17 protein-coding genes and 1 pseudogene are annotated in these 23,533 nt (G+C 68.8%); 8 read left to right on the plus strand and 10 right to left on the minus strand.

The window, feature by feature from the left end; translation table 11 throughout:
- The first annotated feature begins 42 nt into the window (after positions 1–42).
- Positions 43–1,975, plus strand: a pseudogene (locus F1D05_RS31535) (TIGR03960 family B12-binding radical SAM protein).
- A 10-nt stretch (positions 1,976–1,985) separates the two neighbouring features.
- Here F1D05_RS31535 and F1D05_RS42320 read toward each other — a convergent pair.
- A complete protein-coding gene (locus F1D05_RS42320; RefSeq protein ID WP_185444016.1) occupies positions 1,986–3,329 on the minus strand; it encodes an HAD-IA family hydrolase in 1,344 nt (447 codons plus the stop codon).
- 93 nt (positions 3,330–3,422) lie between these two features.
- Complete coding sequence (locus F1D05_RS31545) at positions 3,423–4,733, minus strand: M28 family metallopeptidase (protein ID WP_185444017.1); 1,311 nt, start codon at positions 4,731–4,733, stop codon at positions 3,423–3,425.
- A gap of 30 nt (positions 4,734–4,763) precedes the next feature.
- Here F1D05_RS31545 and F1D05_RS31550 point away from each other — a divergent pair, with 30 nt between their 5' ends.
- The gene (locus F1D05_RS31550) at positions 4,764–4,958 is read left to right on the plus strand and encodes a hypothetical protein (protein ID WP_185444018.1); all 195 of its coding nucleotides are present in this window, start codon (positions 4,764–4,766) and stop codon (positions 4,956–4,958) included.
- 64 nt (positions 4,959–5,022) lie between these two features.
- Here F1D05_RS31550 and F1D05_RS31555 read toward each other — a convergent pair whose 3' ends face one another.
- On the minus strand, positions 5,023–7,248 hold the full coding sequence (locus F1D05_RS31555; RefSeq protein ID WP_246486119.1) for a M43 family zinc metalloprotease: 2,226 nt from the start codon (positions 7,246–7,248) through the stop codon (positions 5,023–5,025).
- A gap of 298 nt (positions 7,249–7,546) precedes the next feature.
- Here F1D05_RS31555 and F1D05_RS31560 point away from each other — a divergent pair, with 298 nt between their 5' ends.
- The gene (locus F1D05_RS31560) at positions 7,547–8,095 is read left to right on the plus strand and encodes a hypothetical protein (RefSeq protein ID WP_246486120.1); all 549 of its coding nucleotides are present in this window, start codon (positions 7,547–7,549) and stop codon (positions 8,093–8,095) included.
- A 49-nt stretch (positions 8,096–8,144) separates the two neighbouring features.
- On the opposite strand, the gene F1D05_RS31565 is transcribed toward F1D05_RS31560, so the two are convergent.
- The 7 genes from F1D05_RS31565 to F1D05_RS31595 form a co-directional block, all read right to left on the minus strand.
- On the minus strand, positions 8,145–8,771 hold the full coding sequence (locus F1D05_RS31565; protein WP_246486121.1) for a GNAT family N-acetyltransferase: 627 nt from the start codon (positions 8,769–8,771) through the stop codon (positions 8,145–8,147).
- 235 nt (positions 8,772–9,006) lie between these two features.
- The gene (locus F1D05_RS31570; RefSeq protein WP_185444019.1) at positions 9,007–9,354 is read right to left on the minus strand and encodes a hypothetical protein; all 348 of its coding nucleotides are present in this window, start codon (positions 9,352–9,354) and stop codon (positions 9,007–9,009) included.
- On the minus strand, positions 9,354–11,909 hold the full coding sequence (locus F1D05_RS31575; RefSeq protein ID WP_185444020.1) for a CHAT domain-containing protein: 2,556 nt from the start codon (positions 11,907–11,909) through the stop codon (positions 9,354–9,356). The genes F1D05_RS31570 and F1D05_RS31575 overlap by 1 nt, the downstream gene beginning before the upstream one ends.
- 61 nt (positions 11,910–11,970) lie before the next feature.
- The gene (locus tag F1D05_RS31580) at positions 11,971–12,966 is read right to left on the minus strand and encodes a GNAT family N-acetyltransferase (RefSeq protein ID WP_185444021.1); all 996 of its coding nucleotides are present in this window, start codon (positions 12,964–12,966) and stop codon (positions 11,971–11,973) included.
- 171 nt (positions 12,967–13,137) lie between these two features.
- A complete protein-coding gene (locus F1D05_RS31585) occupies positions 13,138–14,016 on the minus strand; it encodes a prephenate dehydratase (protein ID WP_185444022.1) in 879 nt (292 codons plus the stop codon).
- A 39-nt stretch (positions 14,017–14,055) separates the two neighbouring features.
- Positions 14,056–14,859: a lysophospholipid acyltransferase family protein gene (locus F1D05_RS31590; RefSeq protein WP_185444023.1), complete on the minus strand. Its 804-nt coding sequence runs from the start codon at positions 14,857–14,859 to the stop codon at positions 14,056–14,058.
- A 521-nt stretch (positions 14,860–15,380) separates the two neighbouring features.
- Complete coding sequence (locus F1D05_RS31595; protein ID WP_185444024.1) at positions 15,381–16,361, minus strand: quinone oxidoreductase family protein; 981 nt, start codon at positions 16,359–16,361, stop codon at positions 15,381–15,383.
- 122 nt (positions 16,362–16,483) lie between these two features.
- Between F1D05_RS31595 and F1D05_RS31600 the strand changes: the two genes are divergently transcribed.
- The 5 genes from F1D05_RS31600 to obgE all read left to right on the plus strand — a co-directional run bounded on the left by F1D05_RS31600 (position 16,484) and on the right by obgE (position 23,531).
- Positions 16,484–17,311 (plus strand): TIGR03936 family radical SAM-associated protein, encoded by an 828-nt coding sequence (locus F1D05_RS31600; protein WP_185444025.1) that lies wholly within the window; start codon positions 16,484–16,486, stop codon positions 17,309–17,311.
- A gap of 145 nt (positions 17,312–17,456) precedes the next feature.
- The gene (locus F1D05_RS31605; protein WP_185444026.1) at positions 17,457–20,987 is read left to right on the plus strand and encodes an Rne/Rng family ribonuclease; all 3,531 of its coding nucleotides are present in this window, start codon (positions 17,457–17,459) and stop codon (positions 20,985–20,987) included.
- Positions 20,988–21,116: 129 nt separating this feature from the next.
- Positions 21,117–21,434, plus strand: a complete 318-nt coding sequence (gene rplU / locus F1D05_RS31610; protein ID WP_012919954.1) for a 50S ribosomal protein L21 — start codon at positions 21,117–21,119, stop codon at positions 21,432–21,434.
- A gap of 12 nt (positions 21,435–21,446) precedes the next feature.
- Entirely contained in the window at positions 21,447–21,707 is a 261-nt protein-coding gene (rpmA, locus tag F1D05_RS31615; protein WP_185444027.1) for a 50S ribosomal protein L27, read from the plus strand.
- Between the two features lie 168 nt (positions 21,708–21,875).
- On the plus strand, positions 21,876–23,531 hold the full coding sequence (obgE, locus tag F1D05_RS31620; RefSeq protein WP_185444028.1) for a GTPase ObgE: 1,656 nt from the start codon (positions 21,876–21,878) through the stop codon (positions 23,529–23,531).
- Positions 23,532–23,533 lie beyond the last annotated feature (2 nt).

Genomic DNA, 23,533 nt, shown 5'->3' on the forward strand with positions numbered 1-23,533 from the left:
TTAGGCTGGTAGGCGGTTTGTCCTCTGATCTGGAAGTGTCTGATGACTGTTGAGTCCCTGTTCTCGCGCCTGGAGCCGCTGCTGCCGACGGTGCAGAAGCCGATCCAGTACGTGGGGGGTGAGCTCAACTCGGTCAGTAAGGACTGGGACTCGGTCAGTGTGCGGTGGGCGCTGATGTATCCGGATGCCTATGAGGTCGCGCTGCCGAACCAGGGCGTCCAGATCCTGTACGAGGTGCTCAACGAGCGCGAGCACACGCTCGCGGAGCGGACGTACTCCGTCTGGCCGGACATGGAAAAGGTGATGCGGGACAACCAGATCCCGCAGTTCACGCTCGACAGCCACCGGCCGGTCCGGGCGTTCGACGTGTTCGGGCTGTCGTTCTCGACCGAGCTCGGCTACACCAACATGCTCACCGCGCTGGATCTGGCCGGCATCCCGCTGTACGCCGTGGACCGGACCGACGCGGACCCGATCGTGCTCGCCGGCGGTCACGCCGCGTTCAACCCCGAGCCGATCGCGGACTTCATCGACGCGGGCCGTGCTCGGTGACGGCGAGGAGATCGTGCTGGCGATCTCCGAGGTGATCCGGGAGTGGAAGAACGAGGGCAGCCCGGGCGGTCGCGACGAGGTGCTGCTGCGCCTGGCGAAGTCGGGCGGGGTCTACATCCCGAAGTTCTTCACCGTGGACTACCTCGAAGACGGCCGGATCAAGCGCGTAGCACCGAACAAGCCGGGAGTGCCGTGGCGGACCGCCAAGCACACCGTGATGGACCTGGACGCCTGGCCGTACCCGAAGAAGCCGCTCGTCCCGCTCGCCGAGACCGTCCACGAGCGGTACTCCGTGGAGATCTTCCGCGGTTGCACGCGTGGCTGCCGCTTCTGCCAAGCCGGGATGATCACCCGCCCGGTGCGCGAGCGCAGCATCACCACCATCGGCGACATGGTCGAGAACGGCCTGAAGCAGTCCGGGTTCGAGGAGGTCGGCCTGCTCAGCCTGAGCTCGGCCGACCACAGTGAGATCGCCGAGGTCGCGAAGGGACTTGGCGACCGGTACGAGGGCAGCAACGTGTCGCTGTCGTTGCCCTCGACAAGGGTCGACGCCTTCAACATCACGCTGGCCAACGAGTTCTCCCGCAACGGCCGACGCAGCGGTCTGACGTTCGCCCCCGAGGGCGGCTCGGACCGGATGCGCAAGGTGATCAACAAGATGGTCAGCGAGGAAGACCTGATCCGCACCGTCGCGGCGGCGTACAGCCATGGCTGGCGGCAGGTGAAGCTCTACTTCATGTGCGGGCTGCCGACCGAGACCGACGAGGACGTGCTCGCGATCGCCGACCTGGCCAAGCGGGTCATCGCCACCGGCCGCGAGGTGTCCGGCCGCAACGACGTCCGCTGCACCGTGTCGATCGGCGGGTTCGTGCCGAAGCCGCACACGCCGTTCCAGTGGGCCTCGCAGCTCGGCGTCGAGGAGACCGACGCGCGGCTGGCGAAGCTGAACGCCGCGATCCGGTCGGACAAGAAGTACGCGAAGGCGATCGGCTACCGCTACCACGACGGCAAGCCGGGCATCATCGAAGGCCTGCTGTCCCGCGGTGACCGCCGGGTCGGCCGGATCATCGAGCAGGTCTGGCGCGACGGCGGCCGGTTCGACGGCTGGAGCGAGCACTTCTCGTACGAGCGCTGGATCGAATCGGCCGACAAGGCGCTGGCCGACGAGCCGGTGGACCTCGCCTGGTACACGACGCGCGAGCGCGAGTACGCCGAGGTGCTGCCCTGGGACCACCTGGACTCGGGTCTGGACCGCGATTGGCTCTGGGAGGACTGGCAGGACGCCCTCGAGGTGGACGGCGGGATCGAGGTCGAGGACTGCCGCTGGACTCCGTGCTTCGACTGCGGCGTCTGCCCGCAGATGGGCACCGAGATCCAGATCGGCCCCACCGGCAAGAAGCTCCTGCCGCTCTCCGTGCTCTGAACCCTGACCGTCAGCCCGGTGTGAGGCTACGAGCGGACACCTGGAACAGGACCTGGCTCAGGGTCAGTTCCGCGGCGCTGCCGAGGACAAGATCGGCGTGCCGCACGGCCTCGGCGGCAACGAACGGGTTGGGGATGGCGACTGTCCACATCCCGGCGGCGGCAGCGGCGGCAGCGCCGTGGGCGGTGTCTTCGACAGCGACCGCCTGCTCGCCCTTCAGCCCCAGTCGCTTGAGTGCCAGCAGGTAGATCTCCGGATCCGGCTTGTGCCGCGACACCTCGTCGCCGGTCACCACCAGGTCGAACAGGTCAAGAGCGCCCACCCGCTCCAAATGCCCGACCACCCAGTCCCGCGCCGAGCTGCTGGCGATCGCGACCCGCAGCCCCGCGGATCGGGCCTCCGCGATCCAGTCCCGGATCCCCGGCAGGAAGTCCAGCTCGCGGTGCAGATCCTCGCGATGCGCCGTCCGCCGATCCAGACTCGCCTCGGGATCGAACTCCGGCCCGACGGCGTCGGCGAGCTGAGCCAGGTGCGACTCGAAGGTGTCACCACCGTGCCCCGGCCAGAACCCGTCGTCGAGGTCCAGCTCCAGCCCGTGATGGCGCCATTCGGCCTGCCAGCTCGCGACCAGCGTCGTCTCGGTGTCCATCAGCAACCCGTCGAAGTCGAACACCACCCCCTCGACCAGCACGTGCACCAGCCGGGCCGCCAGCCTATGGCTCTCACCCGCAGACAGTCCGCACCAGGCGAGGTACGCACGAACCCCGCCGTACTCCGAATCCACGTACGCCAGCGAGGTCAGGATCGTCTCCGGCGCCGTCCGCTTGAACAGCTCAGCCTCTTCCAGCCCGAGCCGTACCTCGCTCACCGCGTAGTCCGCCGCGATCACGTCCCGCGGCACCCCGGCCAGGTCCAGCAGCAACGCGATCAGCAGCCCGGTCCGATCCTTGCCCGCTCGGCAGTGCACCACCACCGGCAGCTCGGCGGGCGCCTCGGCCACAGCGCGGAGGATCCGGACGATCTGAGCCCGATTCCGGCCGAGACTGCCGCAGTACACCTCGGCCAGGTCGGGCGAGTGCACGAACTCCGGCTCGCGGACCGGATCGATCCAGGAGATCCGCCGGTACGCCGGATCGTCGGCGAGCGGATGCGGTTCGTCGAGCTCCCAGTCGGCGCGAAGGTCGAGCACCAGCCCGGCGCCGACCTCCGCAAGGCTGGCCCGGCCGGCCGGATCCAGCAGATGCAGCGAATCGGTCCGGATCAGCGCCCCGGCCCGCGTCCTCCCGCCGTACCGGGTCGGAAGTCCCCCAAGATCGCGCGTATTCCGGCAGCCACTCCAGTCCAGGTGCGTCACCCCCGCTAGCTTATTACGCCTCTTGGGTCGTGTCCGGTAGCCCCTGCGTGCTGCACGGCACTCGGCACGGCACCTGCTCGCGACTGCAGGGGACTACCAGACACGACCCAGGGACTCGTAGTCGGACCAGGTGTTGCCGTTCCAGGACTTGTGGTGGAGGGCGGAGTCGGGGCCGGTCACGAAGACGTCGAGCCGGTCCGGGCCCCAGGCAACCACCGGTCCGGCCACAACGGGCCGCCGGGCGACAGCGGGAACCAGCCAACCTGCCAGCGCTGCCGCGTTCATCCGAAGGATCTCCGACGCCAACGACCAGTCGAGGAAGTTGAGCGTGTCGTTGGCCGAGTGGATGTGCCCGTTCGCGCTGTCCGCGCCCTCGATAGTCAGCACAGCGGGCATCGCCGCATTGATGAACGGCACATGATCGCTGGCAAAAGGATTGAGTGAGGTTTCCACCTTCAATCCCGTGTACGTCGCGGCCGCGGTCGTCAGGGCGGCGATCTGCCCCGACGAGACTGCTGCCCCTTCCAGCAATACGGTCGGAACCGCCGAGTTCTTGGACGCGATCATGTCCATGTTCAGTACGGCGCGGATCCTGGCCCGCTCGGCAGCCGGTAGCGCCGCGACGTACTGCTTGCTTCCGAACAAGCCCTCCTCCTCACCACCGAAGAGGATCAGCCGTATGTCGTGCTGCCAGCCCTGGCCGGCGAGGATCCGGCCGAGTTCCAGTACTCCGGCCGAGCCGCTCCCGTTGTCGTCGGCACCGGGCGCGTTCCCGGTCGGCCCACCCGCGAGATTGATCGAGTCCAGATGCGCGGTGATCACCACCAGCCCTCGTGGCCCCGGCCCGGTCCCAAGACGGTCGCCGATCAGGTTCTCCGAATGCCCTGCTCCCACAGTGATCGGCATCCGGGTGATGTTGTAGCCAAGGGCAATCATCCGGGCGGCCGCGAAATCCACCGCGGTGGTGAACGACGCGCTCAGCGAGTGCCGGGTCGGCAGACTCGCCAGCCAGGTGAGGTCCGCCTGGTACGACGTGGGTGAAAGCCGGCCGAGCAGGTTCGTCACCGTCGGGTCGACCCGGGCTGCCGCGGCCGAAGCGATGCCGACGAAGGTCCCCGGCCGGAGTGGATCGGTCCGCCAGCAGTGGTTCGATCTCTTCCGGGGCTTGTCGGCGGCCGAGATGACCAGGTGCCGGCCGTGATCCAGCAACGGCGTCACGTCGGGGTACTCGTCCTGGAAGGTCCGGCCGACCTGGGTGACGACCAGCAGACCGGGGACGGTCCGGGAGGCCCGGCCGAGTCGCTCCTCGGCCGGGACCCACAGGATCGTCTTGTCCCCGAAGGTGGCCGCGTCGGCGCCGGACGCGGCATCGGCGGTGGGTACGACGAGATAGCGGACGGTCATGTCATTCCTGCCAGTTCAAGAAGGTCGGGCGTGACGGTGACGACGCGCACCGAGCCGGGCATCGCGTTGGCGCGGGTGATCGCCCCGGACGGCTGCCAACGGCCGGCCCGGGGTTCCGGAGCATCGCCCCGGCCGATCGCCCATTCGACGAAGGCGCCGTCCGGGCCGAACTCCACCCCCCGCCGGCCACGGGCCGGCGGGAAGGCGAAGTCGTCGCGGCGGTAGACGGTCAGCCCGTCGTGGTCCTCCTCGAAGGAGTTCGTCCACCGCCCGATCAGGTCGGCGGTGTTCAGCTCATCACCACCTGCCGGCCGGTCTCCGCCGGTGCCCCGACGGGCAGCGCCAGCTTGAAGTCGGCGATCACGCCGCCCAGTGGTTCGTAGCCGGTCAGCGACGGTCCCCAGTTCGAGCCGTCCCACCACTTGTGGTAGAGCCCGCCGTCGGTTCCCTCGACGAACACGTCCAGCCGGTCGGAGCCCCAGGCGGTGACCCGCGGCTCACCGACGCAGACACCGCCCATGTACTCCCAGTCGGTGACCGACGGTCCCCAGCCACCGGCGTACCACTTGTGGTACAGGGCCGAATCGGTGCCGATGACGAAGACGTCGAGCCTGCCGTCACCCCACGAGACCACGGTCGGCGCGCTCGCGCAGACGCCACCCATGTACTCCCAGCCGGCCGACCACGACGACCCGTCGAACCACTTGTGGTACAGCGCGGAGTCGGTGCCGATGACGAACAGATCCAGCCGGTTCGGTCCCCAGGCGACCGCGGTCGGGGGAGAGACACAGACCCCGCCGAGCGACTCGAAGCCGCTCCAGGCCGAGCCGTCCCACCACTTGTGCCAGATCGCGTTGTCCGTGCCGAGGACGAACACGTCCAGCCGATCGGGGCCCCAGGCAACCACTTCCGGTGGGCTCATGCAGACGCCGCCGAGGGACTCGAAGCCGCTCCAGCCCGATCCGTCGTACCACTGGTGCCACAGCGCGCGATCCGTGCCGAGGACGAAGGCGTCGAGCCGGTTCGGTCCCCAGCTCGCCAGCCGTGGCGGACTCATGCAGACGCCGCCGAGGGACTCGAAACCGCTCCAGCCCGATCCGTCGTACCACTTGTGCCACAGCGCGTGATCCGTGCCGAGGACGAAGGCGTCGAGCCGGTTCGGTCCCCAGGACGCCACTTCCGGTGCACTCATACAGACACCACCCAAGGATTCGTAACCGCCGATCGACGGTCCCCAGTTCGAGCCGTCCCACCACTTGTGCCACATCGCGCGATCGGTTCCGATGACGAACGTGTCGAGCCGGTCCGCGCCCCACGACAGCACCGACCCGGCCGGCTCCGGCGTACCGGCGGCGGCGTTCGAACCCTGGTTCAGGTTCGGGCGGGCGGTGTCCAGACAGGCCTCCATCCGCGCCACCTGGTCGTTGGTGAACATCACCATGCCGCGGTCGTCGGTGTAGTCCATGTAGTTGACGAACAGGTCGCCGTTCGGTCCGTTGCCGCAGGACAGCTTCGGGAACGTCGGTACGCCGAAGTTCGGGCCGCCCTGGTTCGGGGTGTCGGCGACCTCGTCGCTACCACTGCAGCCGGTGCCGTCGTCGCCCCAGATGTGGAACAGGTTCAGGTAGTGCCCGATCTCGTGGGTCGCGGTCCGGCCCAGGTCGAACGGCGCCGCCGCCGTACCGTTGCTGCCGAAACCGCTGTGCAGGACCACCACGCCGTCGGTGCTCGCCGGACCGCCCGGGAACTGCGCGTACCCGAGCAGGCCGCCGCCGAGCTGGCAGACCCAGAGATTCAGGAACTTGTCCGGGTTCCAGGCATCGATGCCACCCGTGGCCGTCTTCTTCACCTTGTCGTCCGTGCCGAACGAGGCCTGGCTGGTCTGGGTCCTGGTGACACCCGTGGTCGGGTTGCCGTTCGCATCCTCGGTGGCCAGGTAGAACTCGATCCGGGAGTCGGCGACCAACCCGGCGTACGGCGCGGGGACGAAGCCGATGTCGGTGTTGGTGGCGCGGAAGTCGCGGTTCAGAACGGCGATCTGGCTGTCGATCTGCGCCTGCGAGATGTTCTGCGCGGCGGTGTTCCAGACCACGTGCACGACGACGGGGATCTTCGCGATACCGGCAAAACGTTGCTGGCGGCCCACGTACTGCGTTGTCGCGTTCTCCAGTGCGGACCTGGCAGCGGCGTACTCCGCCGAACTGCTCAGCAACCTGCGGTGCACGTCCATCACGCCGCAGACGCGCCTGGTCGGCGGAGAGTTCTCGCGGCCCGGATCGCCACCGCCGCCGGTCATGCCGCCGCCGGACATCGCGTCGCCGCCACCGCCGCCGGTGGTCATGGCGTCACCGCTGCCACTGCCGCCGGACATCGCGCCGCCGCTGTGGCCATTGCTGTTCATGCCGTCGCTTGCCGTGCCGTTGGCGGCCGGCGCTGACATTCGCCCGTCCCCGCCTGGCATCTGGTCGTCGGCCGGGTGGGTCATCTCTGCTCGCCCGTTGGCCTTCCTAGGCATTTTGTCCCCCTTGCTGATGCAGGGGCGAACAGCAGTGCGGAACCGGCCGCGCGATCTGAATCGCACGTACCCACGGTCCCGGACCGAAACGCTTTCCCGTTCCCCCAGACCCACGCATCAGCCGAAGCCGGCGGTTGCCGGCTTCCCCCACCGAACAGGCTGCCCCCAAGGCGCTGCTCGCTTCCACCTTCCTCCCGTCACCGCTGGTACACAACCCCGCGGGGCTCGGTAGTCAGTCCCACCAAAACCTTGGCCGGCGTAGGAGAATTGCTTGAATGCGCAAGGGGAGGATGACTGGATGCGACGAGAACTCACGGTGCCGTTCGAGGTCCGGGGTGAACGCGGGCTGATCAACGTCCGGGTGCAGCCCAACGACGATCCCTGGGCATCGGGGCACAAGCTCCTCGTCCCCGATCTCGACCCGGAGGCTTTTCGTGGCTTCCCGATCTGCCTCGCGACGCTGCGGTACCACGGCCAGGGCATCAACGCGATGATGGGCTGGGTCCAGGTGATCACCCGTCAGTTCGACCACGACGTCTCGGTCGACGTACTCCCGTTCCTCGCCGAAGCCGGCCCGCTCTATGCCTACGGCCACCTGCCGACCTTCTTCGACGCCCCGGCCAATCCAGGCCACCCGGACGGCGAGTGGCGGGCCGACACCTTCCTGGTGATCGCGCCGGACGTCATGCACACCCGTGCCCTCGAACCGGTCGCCGCGTTCGGCTGGGGCTACCGGATCGTCGGCGGCTACCCGGACACTCTCGACCCTGTACGCCGGGACGCCACCGGCTGGGGCGGCCACCATGCCGCACTGGCCCTCGCCTACCCGACCTGGAGCTTTCTCTGACCGCTTGCGTCCGAAGAGGTGAGGGTCCTGCCCCTCGCTGTTTCGGACGCTAGTGCCGTTCCCAGGCGCTGCGCCGATCGGCCGGCCGGAAGCCGAGCTGGTCGTTCACCCGGATCATCGGAGCGTTCTCGGGCGCGTTCCAGGTGTGCAGTACGGCGGTCCGGCTCAGATCGGCCTGCAGCGAACGCAGGTTGGGAATCTTCACCGCCATCCCGAGCCCCTTCCCGCGATGCTCCGGAAAGACGAACGTGTCCCACTGATAGAGCCGCTCGGGATTCGCGGTCGCTCCACCCATCTGCGTGTACGCCGCCAGCCGGCCGTTCGCGTTCACGGCCACAGTCGCGTGGCAGAACCGTCCCTGCTTGATGCGCCGAGCCTCGACCTCGACGATCCGGTCGGGCGTCCACCGGCTCACCTCTTGGTCGCGTTCGCCGCGCGGAGTGTCCTGGGTCGCGCCGGTCAGGGCCACCGCGAACTGCTCGATCCACTCGTCCGGCGTGTGCTCCCGCCACCGCATGAACTCGTAGCCGTCGACCGGCCGCTCCAATGCGGCGATCCGATCGGCCGCCAATGGCAACTCGATGACCTGATGAAGCTCCTCGTGCTTGCGCGCGAACCCACGAGCCGCGGCGAACGCAGTACCGGCACTTTCTCCTGTCGCCGCGTCGCCGACCACTGACGTGGTGAGCAGTCGCCGGCCAGCCCGTCGACCCGTACGTCGCGGTGCTCGTCCGCGAACAATACCCGAGCCTCCGCCAGCCCCAGACCGGCCGGAAACTCCTGCTCCGCGACGCGAACCCGGTCCCGCAGCTCGAAGAACCGCCCGAACACCTCGGCATCACGCCCGTCCACCACCACAAGATCCATCCCGCGACCCTATGCAGCTCACGTCGGCATCGCGCGGCAATTTGTCAGTCCGACGAGCTTTCGATCAGCTCCCGCAGGGTCTCCGAGGTGGCATCGGAGATGTTCAGTTCGAGCCGGTTCACGTTCTTGATGACGATCGTGGGGGGCGGCGTGGCCGGCTTCTCGAGCCGCTTCTTCAGGTCGAGCAGCGCATTGACCAGGGCTACCGCGCCGGCCGCGATGGTGAGGATGGTGACCACTTCGCGGGTCTGGCCCCAGCGCTGCGGCCCGACCTCGGCCAGCGCCTCCTCGATCGCCCGGACGGTCGCTTCGTCCGTGCTGTCGATCTCGATCTCCAGCATCACGTCGTCGGCCATCGTCGGTCCGCCTTCCCGGTCGGTTGTCGCTGCCATCAGATCACGCCGTAGTAGCCGAAGGCAGCCCAGTCCTCGGCCCGATGTCCGTCCTCGCGAAGCTCCGCACAGGCCGTTCGAAGGCTGAGGTCAGGACTTTGCGTCGTCGTCCGCAGCTTGCGGTGGAATCGCGCCATCAGCGCGGCCGCGGCCCGGTCGTCGACCGGCCACCGGCTGCCGACGATCGCACGAGCACCGCACCGGAACAGACTGCCTGCCAATCCGTGGAAGGAGTTCGTCCGGCTGTCAGCGGTCACCACGGATGAACAGGCGGACAGGACGACCAACGGCCCGGTGCTGAAGTGCGTAGTCATCAACAGATCCCGCGCAGAGACCGAGCGCGCGGCGTTGTAGCGATCCGCGGTGAAGTGGAGGGCGGAATCCAGCGGACTCGCCTCGTCGAACGACCCGTGACAGACCGCGTGGATGATGTCGAACGGCTCGGCCAGCGCCCGCAGTACGGACTCTTTCGTGCAGTCGGAGCCTTCGATGACGGTCAGCTGGTCGCCCCAGATCTCCCGCAGGCTCGCCAGCTCTTCGCTCTGGGCGGGAATGTCGTCGCCGTCGTACCCAAGGGCGAGGACGCCGGCCGCGCGCAGATCCCGCTCGGCCGCTCCGACGCCGCCGACGAGATCGGCGCCGAACCGTACCGACGGCAGGTAGGTGAACCTGAGCCGGTCGGTCGCGAGCTGTTCGTCGGCAATTACGCCGAAGGCCTCGAGTGGCAATCTGGTCAGGACTCCGGGCAGGCTCACGATCACCCGTTCGACGCCTGCCTCCTCGAGTAGTTCGGCAAGCGGCTCGAGGAGAGCCCGGGAACCCGACGTCGAGGCCGTTCTCAGCAGCCGCTCGCGGAACGGCCCTGGATCGAAGTACCGCTGCGCTGACAGGTTGGCCAGTTCCGCGTCCGGCACGAGCCACAGGTGCCGCTTGTTCTGCCACTCGTCCGGCCCGGACAGGTAGCAGAGCAGGGCGGTGGCCACCGGGTCGGTGCAGCCGTAGTCGGAGATGAAGACCGACAGGAACGCGGTCGGTACGTCGGCATGTGCCCGCAGCAGGGCCTTCACCGGCGGCCCGATCGGGTCCTGCTCGAAGCTGGAATCCAGCTCTCCGGAGATCCACCCCTCCCGGTCGTCGGCAAGCCGGGAGTACAGCCGGATCGCCGAGCCGCGGGTGATCTCGACAGCCGACAAGGCCTCGTCGTTCCAGGAGACATCGGCGTAACAGGTGGCCAGCAACTCGAAGACGTGGACGAACTGTTCGGCCTGGTAGAGGAGTTGACGCTCGTCGGCGATGGCCGAGAACTGCTGCTTGGCCAGCGCTGCCGCCTGCTCCAGTTGATGCATCGTGCCGATCCTGTCATCGGCGTACCGGACCATCAGCTGACCCAGGTAATAGGCCGATCGCCAGCGCTCGGAGTCACCGCTACCGGTCCCGAGAATGGTCTGCAAGTCTGCTATCGCCTGCTGGAGCAACTCGTCGCTAGGGTGGGCAAGCTGCATGACTGTGTGGGCCCGGGACTCGCGGACGCCGCGGCCGAGGTTCTGCTCGACCCACGGATCCGTCAGCGCCGCGTCGAAGTAGGTCAGCGCGGAACGGCGTTGGTCGTCGTCGCTGGTGCCCACTCGCAACAGGTCGCCGATCACGAAGCGGACGCGAGCCAGTTGCGCACCGACCTGCTCCGGTGCTTCGGCGAGGTACCCGGCAAGGGTCTGTTCCGCCTCCAGAGCAAGCTCGATCGTCGCCTGGCGGAGTCCCGTCCGACCGGTCAACTGCTCCAGATAGTCCTCCGGCCAACGGGCGAGCAGGCTGTAGAGACCCATCGCATAGCTGTGCTGCGCGATGGCCCGGTTCGGCTCGTCGGGCGCGAGAGCGATCAGCTGCTCGAACAGGTTGAGAGCCAGCAGTCCGATCTCCAGTTCGCCGACTGCGCGCAGGTGCCCCTGGCAGAAGTTCGCGGCAACCTGCGTGATCAGGTACAGACCCTCGTCGTCGTAGTGATCGCCGGTCTGCAAACGCACGGCGAGCTGGATCAGCAAGTAGATGTAGCGATGCGCCTCGGGAAGGAGGCCGGCAGCGTGGCTCTCTGCCACCAGCCGCTGCGCGTCGGTGCTGCCCGACCGGCCCCAGACATAGGGTCCGTCGTCTCTCAGCATGTAGAGCGGCGTCTCGACCTCGCCGAACTCGACGGGAAATGGCGGCTCGACCGTCTCCTCACGGGCCACCAGGCGAACTGAGGAGCACACCGGGCAGGGGACCCGGACAAGGTCGTGCTCGACTTCCAGCCAGGACCACGACCCGCAGTCCAGACATTCGCCATGGACTCGCAGCCGATGCGGAGCAATGCCGAGCCCTCGGGTGTCGCCGCAGCTCAGACACGGCCGGCGGATGGTCTCGCCCACCTTCGCCGCCGTGTAGTTGCCGACGAGTTGCACGCGATGTTCCCAGCCGCAGGCCTCACACACCCCATAGATCTGGCCATCGGCCGACAACATCGCGAACAGGTCCGGCGCCAGCAACTGCGGTGGCAGCCGAGATTGATACACGCTGCGCATGGCGATCCCCCCAAAGCTGCGATCCGACTGCCCCAGCCACAAGTCTGCGCCGGTTGAACGCCTAGGTCAGGAGGTCAGGCACAGTGAGTTGCAGGACCCAGATGTGTTGGTGTTCGAGCGGGCGGAAGCCGAGGTGGTCGTTGACGGCGATCATCGGGGCGTTCGTCTCGGCGTTCGAGGTGTGGATCGTGGCCGGATTCGCGGTCCGGGACTGGAGGGCCTGCAGGTTGGCGATCTTGAGGGCGAGGCCGAGGCGGTGGCCGCGGTGTTCGGGGCGGACCAAGGTGTCGTGCTGGTCGAGCCGCTCGGGGTGCTGGGGTTTGCCGGTCAGTTCGGTGTAGCCGGCGAGTGAGCCGTCCGGCGCGATGGCGACCGTCGTACTGGTGAGGTGGCCTTGCGTACGCCGGCGCGCTTCGACCGACCGGAGGCGTTCGGGGGTCCAGCGCTTCGCCTCGAGCTCCAGGTCGTCGAGCGGGACTTCGTCGTCGATGAGGCTGAGCAATTCGCAGTACTGGTCGACGTGCTCGTCCGGGCAGCCGTCCGGCCAGGTCGCGAGCGTGTAGGGCTGGTGGTGCGGAGCGATTTCGGCGGCCTTCGCGTCGAGTCCGGCGACGGGGTAGTCGATCACTTGGTGCAGAGTGGCGTGCTGCTGGACGAACCCGCGGGATTCGGCAAACGCTGCGCCGGAACCCGGTCCCTCGCCGTACGGGCTGATCGTCGCGCCGAGCAAGGCGTTCCGCCCGTCCGCGACAGCCGCAGCCTTCGTCGCGTCCAACAGCGCGGACCCGACGCCCTGCCGCCGACGGCTCGCCTCGACCCCGAGCTCAGCCACCAGCAGTTGCCGGTTCTCCGCCAGCGACCACGTCAGCCACGCGGCCCCGACGACCTCGCTACCTTCGACGGCGGCCAGACAACTGAACCTGTACTCCGGCGGCGGCGACTCCAGCAGCGTCCACGCCTCGTCGAGCGGGATCGCCGTCGGGAACTCCTGCGCCGCTTGGATCACCCCGTACGCAACCCGGAACAGCTCCCGCCCACCGACCCGCACAATCTCCATCCGCCGACCCTACGCATTCCCACCCCTCTTTCACCCAAACCCACCCGTTACGTCCGAAGAGGTGAGGGGCAGGACCCTCGGTTGTTCGGACGTAGGCGATCGGCGGTGGTTGCGTCCGAAGGAGTGGGGGGCAGGACCCTCGGTTGTTCGGACGCAAGCGACCTGGCGGGCTCAGTGGTGGGGACGGAGGGCGCGGTTGGCGGCCGGTTCGGCGATCTGCTCGCGGAAGGGGTGGGCCGGGTAGACGCCGAGGAGGCGGACCTCGACCGAGAAGAAGGCGAGCTCCTCCAGGGCGAGCGCGAGGTTCGGGTCCTCGGGGTGTCCTTCGACGTCGGCGTAGAACTGGGTCGCGAAGAACGAGCCGCCGAGCTGGTAGCTCTCCAGCTTGGTCATGTTGACGCCGTTGGTCGCGAAGCCGCCCATCGCCTTGTAGAGCGCGGCCGGCACGTTGCGGACCCGGTAGACGAAGCTCGTGATGGTCGGTCCCGAACCCACCGGCGGGAGGTGCGGCTCGCGGGACAGCACCAGGAACCGGGTCGTGTTGTGGTGCTCGTCCTCGACGTCCCGGGCGAGGATGTCCAGCCCGTAGAGCCCGGCCGCGGCGATCGGCGAGAGCGCGGCGACGGTCGGGTCCTTCAACTCGGAGACCTCGCGGGCGGCGCCGGCGGTGTCGTCGGCGACCACCGTCGACCAGCCGTGTTCGCGGATGATCTTGCGGCACTGCCCGAGCGCGTGCACGTGGCTGCGGACGGTCGTGATCGACTCGATCGAGGTGCCCGGCGTGACCATCAGCTGGAAGTGGATCGGCAGGAAGAACTCGCCGATGAGGTGCAGCCCGGAGTCCGGCAGCAGGTGGTGGATGTCCGCGACCCGGCCCGCGATCGAGTTGTCGACCGGGATCATCGCCAGCCCGGCCCGGCCGGTACTGACCGCCTCGAGGGCGTCCTCGAACGTCGTACAGGGTAGCTGTTCACGGTCGGGAAACATCTCGGTGCACGCCATCGCCGAATTGGCTCCTGGCTCACCCTGGTACGCGATCGGTCCGTCCACGGTTTCCCAGCCTAGTGCCACCCTGTCTCACCCCTTGAATCAGGTGTCCGACTTGCGGACCTTCTTGGGTGCGCCGGTGGTCGCCCGGCCCTCCAGCGACTTGGCCTTGGTGGCGTACATGTCGACGTACTCCTGGCCGGACAGCTCCATGATCTTGTACATGATCTCGTCGGTGACGGCGCGCAGGATGAGGCGATCGCCCTCCATCCCGTCGTACCGCGAGAAGTCCAGCGGTTCGCCGAACTTGATCGTGGGGGAGGCGAGCGAGGCGACGATCTTGCCGGGCGGCGCGACCACGTCGGTCCCGATCACACCGCACGGGATCACCGGGACCTTCGTCTCCAGCGCCAGCCGGGCCACGCCGGTCCGGCCCTTGTAGAGCTTGCCGTCGTGCGACCGGGTGCCCTCGGGGTAGATGCCGAACAGGTCGCCGCGCTCCAGCACCTTCATCCCGGCCCGGATCGCGCCCTCGGACGCCGAGCCGCCGGAGCGGTCGATCGGGACCTGGCCGGTGCCCTTGAAGAAGCCGCGCTGGAAGGTGCCCTTGATGCCGGCGCCGGTGAAGTAGTCGGACTTGGCCACGAAGGTGATCCGGCGGCGCACTACCAGTGGCATGAAGATCCAGTCGGCGTACGACAGATGGTTGCTGGCGATGATCGCCGGACCCAGCTCCGGGATGTGCTCGGCGCCTTCCACCTTCGGCCGGAACAGCCGGCGGACCGGCGGGCCGACGACGACGTTCTTCAGCATCCAGTAGATGCCCTTGCCGTCGCCTTCGCCCGGGTCGTCGACTCCGGTGGTGCGGTCCGGTTCGGGCCGCGGCGACTGCGCCGGTTCCGTCATCGATGTCCTCTCCCTCACGTTCCCCGAGCCCTCATGATGCCGTATCGGCCGCCGGAGAGCGTCAGTCCAGCGGTGCGGGCGCGGAGCGCACCTCCAGTTCCCCGCGCAGCGCCGCCACAACCCCACGCTTCCGAATCGCGTGCCGGATCCCGTACCGCGGGCAGCTCGGCAGCCGCTTCGCCGGACACCCGCACCTGGAAGGCCGGGTACGTCGTGCCAGAGTTCCGGGTCGACGGCGACGGTCGGCACAACTACTAAGGCTCCAGGTCGAGTGCCGCGCGACTGATACCTCCGGCAACATCAGTACGCCGGAACGCTTCGCCGTCACGCTGTTGCGTCCAGCACCGACCTGCACCGAAATCATCACCGGAACGCTGAACGGCCCACTGTCATTGGGTTCTGGCGTCACGTGCCTGGTAGGTGCCTCGATCAACGGCCCAGGTCGGGCCGCCGATCAACTACGCACTGTCCTGACAGGCAGGTCCACCATCTAGGCCAGATCCGTCAGACGGCCAGATCCTTCACACGCGGACGACGTACTTGCCCTTGCCGCGCCCTTCGGCCAGAGCCTGCTGGGCTTCGGCCGCGCGCTCGAGACCATCGACAGGCGTCAGCTCGATCGACAGCTCACCCGCATTCGCTTTGCCAAGCACCTCCGCAAGCGCCTCGCCGACCAACTCCGGCGCGTTCGCGGCGTACCCGCGGATGCTGAAGCCGCCGATCGACACATTGCCGCCGAACAAGCGACCGGCCGCCGGCAGCGTCATCGGAGTACCGCCGGCATTGCCGAACAGCACGATCCGCCCGCCCGCGGCGACCAGCTCGAGGTCGGTATCGATCCATTCCGTCCCCTGTGGATCAAGAATCAGATCCACGCCCCGCCCGCCCGTCCGCTCGCGCACGGCTTCCACCAAACCCTCACCACGAACCAGCGCAGCGTCGTACCCCGCCTTCTCAGCCGAACCAGCGCGACTCGCGCTCCCCACGGTCCCCAGCAGCAGGCCGGCGCCATTCAGCCGAGCCAGCGACGCCAGCGCCTGCCCGACACCGCCGGCAGCCGAGTGGACGAGCACGCTGTCGCCCTTACGCAGCCGCCCGGCCGGGCCCAGCAACAAGGCTGCTGTGGTCAAAGTGCCGGGAGCAGCCGCTGCTTGCTCGAACGACAGCCCCTCCGGAATCGCAACGACCAACTGAGCCCGTACGACAGCGACTTCGGCGAGGCCGCCGGATCCGGTGAACGCGGCGACCGGCGTACCGACGGCTGGGCCGCTCACGCCCGCCCCGAGCGCGCGAACCGTGCCCGCGACCTCCAGCCCCGGAACGAACGGCCACCCGGTCGCATAGCCCGGGTCGCCTCGCCGGGCCATCACATCGATGAAGTTCACCCCGGCCGCGCGGACGTCGATCGAGACCTCGTTCGGCCCGGGCTCGGGGACGGGCACCTCCGCGACCCGGGTCGTGGCCGTGTCGGCAGCCGGTTCGTCGAAGAGCAGCGCGCGCATCGGTGATTCCTTTCGAGGACCGTCGGATGTCTAGGTTCCACTACCCCGGACCGCAGCCACTCATTTGCTCCCCGCGGAGCGGGGGTGTGAATGGACGGTCCGGCGGCTGCCAGAATAGGGGCGTGGCACCAGTTCAGGCTCCGCCGTCCCAGCAGCTCCCCGCCGTACAGAAGCTGCGGGTCCGCTTCGCCAAGCGCGGGCGGCTGCGATTCACCTCGCACCGCGACTTCCAGCGCGCGTTCGAGCGTGCCGTCCGGCGGGCGGACCTCCCAGTGGCGTTCTCGCACGGCTTCAGCCCGCACCCGAAGATCTCGTACGCCGGTGCGGCGCCGACCGGGGCCGCCTCGGAGGCGGAGTACTTGGAGATCTCGCTCACACAGGAGCGGGATCCCGAGCAGGTCCGGGCCGATCTGGACGAGGCGCTGCCAACCGGGCTCGACGTCGTCGAGGTGGTGGTCGCGGGCGCCGGATCGCTGGCCGAGCAGCTGGAGGCGAGCGAGTGGTTGATCGCGTTGCCAGGCGTGGATCCGGCCGACGCCGAGCGGGCAGTGGAGGCATTCCTCGCCCGGGAGGAAATTCTGGTCGAGCGCATGACCAAACGAGGACTTCGCTCGTTCGACTGTCGGGACGCCGTTCTCCGACTCGCGGTCGGTAGTGAACGGGGGTCGGTTGAGACGTGTGCGATACTGCAAGTGGTGTTACGGCACGGAACCCCGGCCGTGAGACCCGACGACGTTCTCGCCGGCGTGCTCGAAGTAGCGACGCTTCCGGTGACGGGCCCGGCTCTTCTGACCAGGCTCGCCCAGGGCCCGCTTATCGCGGCAACCGGCACTGTGGACGATCCGCTCGCTCGTGACCGCGACGCCACCCAGGCGACCGCGACCGGCCAGGCGGTCGACCACCAGACGCATTCAGCGGAGGGCGACGCCGCCGCTCCATCTGTGCCCTGACGAGCGCGGGGGAGCGGACCCAGAAGGCTTCCGCCGTACCGGCAGCAATTTGCCGGCAGCGGCGAGACCGAGACCGCCAGCTGGCAGCGCCGGACCGTGACAGGGTCGCAGGGTGCGCCGGAGGGCCAGAGGAGACCCGCACCACATGCTCGAGAACGAGCCGAACGACACCCAGGCCGCCGATACGGCTGCCTCCGCCCCCGAGCAGCCCGCCAAGAGGGCGGCTGCCAAGAAGACGGTCCGCAAGCGCCCGGTCAAGAAGACCGCCGCCAAGGCCGCCGAAGCTCCCGTGCCCGACGCTGCCGACCAGCCGGTCGAGACCGCGGTCAGCACCCAGTCCGACGCCGCGGCCGCCGATCCGGCGCCCGCTCCGGCCAAGCGTCAGCCGGCCAAGAAGGCCGTCGCAAAGCGGACCGTGAAGAAGGCCGCGGCCAAGCGCCCGGCGAAGAAGGCCGCCACGAGCCAGGACGCGTTCCCGGAACTGACCGATGAGTCAGCGCCCGAGGCAGCCGTACAGGTCCCGGCGGCTGAGGCGGAGACCCAGGCGCCGGCGAAGAAGACCACCCGCAAGCGCACCCCCCGCAAGAGCGCCGCCGCGCGCCAGGCGGATCTGCTCGCTGAGGAGGCCGCCGTCACCGACGGCCCGGTCGCCGACGCCGAAGAGGACGAGGAAGCCCTCGCCGAAGCAGCCGCCGCGCTCGAGGCCGCCGCTGCCGAGGCCGCAATGGCTCCCGCCGAGACCACCCGCCGTCGCCGGCGCGCGCCTGCCGCTGCTGCCGTGCTGTTCCAAGCGCCTACCGACGTACCGGCCCAGGCGGCCGCGACCAGCCCGGTCGAGGCCACCCCTGTCGAGGACGGTTCCGTCAAGGCCCCCTCCACGAAGCGCGTTTCCACTCGGACCCGTAACGCCAAGGTCGTGCCGGTCGAGGCTGACGCCGACGAGGTAGCGGCCGAGCCGGCCGAGGACGAGCAGCCGACCGGCAGCCGCCGTCGCCGGAGCCGTCGCAGCCGGGACGCCGAAGAGGTCGCCACCGACCGCGCCGAGCCGGTGTTCGAAGCGGCCCGCCAGATCGAGCCGGAAGACGCCGCCGACGACGCCGAGTCCGATGCCGATGACGTCGATGGTGAGGACGGTGCCGAGGGCACCCGTCGCCGCCGTCGCCGCCGCGGTGGCCGTCGTCGCCGCAAGCCAGGGGACGGCTCCGAGGACAGCGCCGACGAGAACGACGACGAGTCCGAGGACGACGCGGAGAACCAGTCCGACACCGACGAGCAGGACGACTCCGAGGACGACTCGGAAGCCGGGAGCTCCTCGCGCCGCCGTCGCCGTCGTCGCCGCCGCAAGGGCGAGGACAGCGGCAGCGCCGCCGACGACCCGGACGAGACCGTCGTACGGGTCCGTGAGCCGCGCAGCAAGACCATCTCGAACGAGATCACCGCGGTCGAGGGCTCGACCCGGCTGGAGGCGAAGAAGCAGCGCCGCCGCGAGGGTCGCGCCGCCGGTCGCCGCCGGGCGCCGATCGTGACCGAGGCCGAGTTCCTGGCCCGGCGCGAGTCGGTCGAGCGGACGATGGTGATCCGGGCCCGCGACGACCTGACCCAGATCGCGGTCTCCGAGGACAACGTGCTCGTGGAGCACTACGTCACCACCGCCGAGCAGAGTTCGCTGATCGGCAACGTGTACCTCGGCCGCGTCCAGAACGTGCTGCCGAGCATGGAGGCCGCGTTCATCGACATCGGCAAGGGCCGCAACGCGGTCCTGTACGCCGGTGAGGTCGACTGGTCCACGCTCGGCGCCGGCAACGGCCCGCGCAAGATCGAGTCGGTGCTCAAGTCCGGCCAGGCGGTCCTGGTCCAGGTGACCAAGGACCCGATCGGCCACAAGGGCGCCCGGCTGACCAACCAGATCAGCCTGCCCGGCCGGTACGTCGTGTACGTGCCGCGCGGCGGCAACGGCGGCATCAGCCGCAAGCTCCCCGACACCGAGCGGAACCGCCTGAAGGGCATCCTCAAGGACATCGTTCCGGACGAGGCGGGCGTGATCGTCCGGACCGCGGCCGAGGGCGCCACCGAGGAGGAGCTCACCGCCGACGTCACCCGCCTGCAGGCGTTCTGGGAGGACATCGACAAGAAGTCGAAGTCCGGCCAGGCGCCCGCGCTGCTGCACGGCGAGCCGGATCTGCTGATCCGGGTGGTCCGCGACCTGTTCACCGAGGACTTCACCAAGCTGGTCATCTCCGGCGACGACGCCTTCGACCAGGTCAGCGAGTACGTCTCGTCCGTGGCCCCGCACCTGGCCGACCGGGTCCAAAAGTGGAGCCCGTCGCCTAATGAGCAGAGCGACGTCTTCTCGAACTACCGGATCGACGAGCAGATCAAGAAGGCGCTCGACCGCAAGGTCTGGTTGCCGTCGGGTGGTTCGCTGGTCATCGACCGGACCGAGGCGATGACCGTCGTCGACGTCAACACCGGCAAGTTCACCGGCTCCGGGGGCAACCTCGAGGAGACGGTCACCAAGAACAACCTGGAAGCGGCCGAGGAGATCGTTCGCCAGCTCCGGCTGCGCGACATCGGCGGCATCATCGTGATCGACTTCATCGACATGGTGCTGGAGCTCAACCGCGACCTCGTACTGCGCCGGCTAGTGGAGTGCCTGGGCCGGGACCGGACCAAGCACCAGGTCGCCGAGGTCACCTCGCTGGGCCTGGTCCAGATGACCCGCAAGCGGATCGGTACCGGCCTGCTCGAGGCGTTCAGCGAGAACTGCGACCACTGTGGTGGCCGCGGGCTGGTCCTGCACGACGAGCCGAAGGAATCGCGCCGTCGCGCCGACGACGGCCGCAGCCGCGGCGGTCAGCAGAACCAGGGCGGCCAGAACCAGGGCGGCCAGAGCCAGGGCAGCCAGAGCCAGGGCAGCCAGAACCAAGGCCAGAACCAGGGCGGTCAGCAGAGCAACGGTGGCCAGAACGGTCACGACGGCGAGCAGAAGAGCGGCGACGGCGACGGCGACGGTGCGAAGAAGAGCTCGCGCAGCCGGAACCGCGGTCGTGGGCGCGGTCGCGGTGAGGGTTCCGACGAGCACACCGAGTCGACCGAGACCCCGTCGAACGGTGACGCCGCTCAGCGCGTCGCTCAGATCGCCGCAGCCACCCTCGCCAGTGGCGAGAAGGCCAACGGCACCGATCAGCACGGCACCGACGAGAAGGTCACCGGAGCCGAGCACCAAGGCAACGACCAGCAGGCCAGTGGCGACCAGCAGTCGTCGTCGGGTGCGGATTCTGCTGAGCGCAGGGACGGTGGCGAGGCCGCCCAGAGCGAGGAGCGGGCGCCGGGTAGCCAGCGCAGCAGGCGTCGCCGCGGCGGTTCCGGCCAGGCCGGCACCGCCGTAGCGGAGCAGGACGGCGCGCAGAGCTCGCAGGAGCCGGCTCGCGGCGACAGCAGCGGGCGTGGCGGCGAGCAGGTTGCCGCCGAGCAGGGCAACAGCGCTGCTGAGCAGGGCCAGGACGGCGCTGAGCAGGAGAAGGCAGAGCAGACCGGCTCCGGCCGGAACGGCAGCACCAGGAGGCGGCGTAGCAGCCGTGGCCGGGGTGCTGCGAGCAGTAACGAAGGTGACGCGGGCAACAGCGGGACCGACCAGCCGGTCAGTGCCCAGGAGCTGGCGTCCACCCCGGTTTGACCCACCCGCGACGCGCGCCGTAAACTCAAGCTTCGGCGCGCGTCTCGCGTGCCTCATTTGTGTGGGCCCACAGCTGTAGGTCTGTGCAGGCCCGGTAAGACTTCCGAACAATAGAGAGTGAGACCCACGGTGTACGCGATCGTGCGCAGTGGCGGCACCCAGCAGAAGGTCGCCGTCGGCGATGTCATCGAGATCGACAGCTTGACGGATCAGGTCGGCGACACAGTGTCGCTGTCCGCGGTCCTCGTCGTCGATGGCGACACCGTGACGACCGATGCAGCCGCTTTGTCCAAGGTGGCCGTGTCGGCCGAGGTCCTCGGCCGTACCAAGGGCCCGAAGATCCACATCCTCAAATACAAGAACAAGACCGGTTACCGCAAGCGCCAGGGGCACCGCCAGCACTACACCCAGGTCAAGGTCACCGCGATCGACGCCAAGAAGAAGTGAGCTGATTCAGACATGGCACACAAAAAGGGAGCAGCGTCGACCCGTAACGGTCGCGACTCCAACGCACAGCGCCTCGGCGTGAAGCGCTTCGGTGGCCAGCTGGTCAACGCCGGCGAGATCATCGTCCGCCAGCGTGGCACCCACTTCCACCCGGGCAACCTGGTCGGCCGTGGCGGCGACGACACCCTGTTCGCGCTGGCCGAGGGCCACGTGGAGTTCGGTGTCCGTCGTGGACGTCGCGTCGTCAACATCGTCCCGGCCCCGGCGGAGTAGTACCGCCACCCGGACGAGTCACAAAGGCCTTTTCGAAGGGCGGGTCGCGGAATAGCGCGACCCGCCCTTCGGCTATGTACAGAGGAAGTGCGCACCCGCGGTACGAGGGACCGCGCACCGCAGTACGGCAGTCAGAGCAACAATCGAGTCAGCAGGAAGTAGATACCGATGGCGATCCCCAGCTTTGTCGACCGTGTCACGGTGCACGTCACCGGTGGCAACGGCGGAAACGGCTGCGCCTCGGTGCACCGGGAGAAGTTCCGGCCGCTCGGCGGTCCCGACGGCGGCAACGGCGGTGACGGCGGCAGCATCATCCTGCGCGTCGACCCCGACCTGACCACGCTGGTCGACTACCACCGGTCCGCGCACCGCTCCGCGACGAACGGTGTCCAGGGCAAGGGTGACCACCAGATCGGCAGCAAGGGCGGCGACGTCGTCCTTCCCGTCCCGGACGGCACGGTCGTCAGTACGCCGGAAGGCGAGCTGCTGGCCGACCTGATCGGCGCCGGCTCGGAGTACGTGGCAGCCGCCGGCGGTAAGGGCGGCCTCGGCAACGCGGCGCTGGCCAGCTCCACCCGCAAGGCCCCCGGTTTCGCGCTGCTCGGTGAGAACGGCGAGGAACGCACGATCGTCCTCGAGCTCAAGGTCGTCGCCGACATCGGTCTGGTCGGCTTCCCGAGCGCGGGCAAGTCGTCGCTGGTCGCCTCGATCAGCCGGGCCCGGCCGAAGATCGCCGACTACCCGTTCACCACCCTGATCCCGAACCTGGGGGTCGTCGTTGCCGGTGACAACACCTTCACCGTCGCCGACGTACCGGGCCTGATCGAGGGTGCGAGCCAGGGACGCGGGCTCGGACACGACTTCCTGCGGCATGTGGAGCGCTGCGCCGCGCTGGTGCACGTGATCGACTGCGCGACGTACGAGCCCGGCCGGGACCCGCTGAGCGACCTCGACGTGATCGAGGCCGAGCTCGCGGCGCACGGCGGGCTGGAGGACCGGCCGCGGCTGGTCGCCCTGAACAAGGTGGACGTGCCGGACGCCAAGGAGATGGCCGAGATGGTGACGGCCGAGCTCGAGCAGCGCGGCCTGCAGGTGTTCTCGATCTCGACCGCCAGCCACGAAGGCCTCGACGCGCTCAAGTTCGCGATGGCCGACATCGTCGCCAAGCGGCGGGCGGAGACCGAGAAGCCGGAGACCACCCGGATCATCATCCGTCCGCACGCGACCGGTGGCTCCGAGTTCAAGCTGAAGAAGACCCCCGAAGGCACCTGGCTGATCCAGGGCGAGAAGCCGGAGCGCTGGGTCCGGCAGACCGACTTCGGCAACGCCGAGGCGACCGGGTACCTGGCCGACCGGCTGAACCGGCTCGGCGTCGAGAAGGAGTTGCTGGAGCGCGGCGCGATGGAGGGCGACGGGGTGATGATCGGCGACGGCCCGAACGCGGTCGTCTTCGACTTCCAGCCCGAGGTCCAGGCCGGTGCGGAGAACCTGGCCCGGCGTGGTGAGGACCACCGGCTCGACCAGCCGCGTCCGTCCATCGTGCGCCGCCGCGAGAAGGACGGGGAGTACCACGCGTTCCGCGAAGGGGAGCGCGCGGTCGACTACTCGGAGTACGGCCAGGGTTGGGTCGAGGACGAGGTCGACCTCACGCCGGCCGAGGCCAAGGCGGCGCAGAAGGCTGCCGAGAAGCTCGCCCGCAGGGAAGCCCGCGAGCTGGAGGCACGGCTGGAGCTCGAGGCCGAGCAGCGCTACATCGCGGGCGAGGACATCGACATCGAGGCCGAACTGGCCGCCGAGCGGGACGCTTCGTCTCAGGACGTGTGAAT

It is taken from the genome of Kribbella qitaiheensis (assembly GCF_014217565.1).
GTDB lineage: Bacteria > Actinomycetota > Actinomycetes > Propionibacteriales > Kribbellaceae > Kribbella > Kribbella qitaiheensis_A.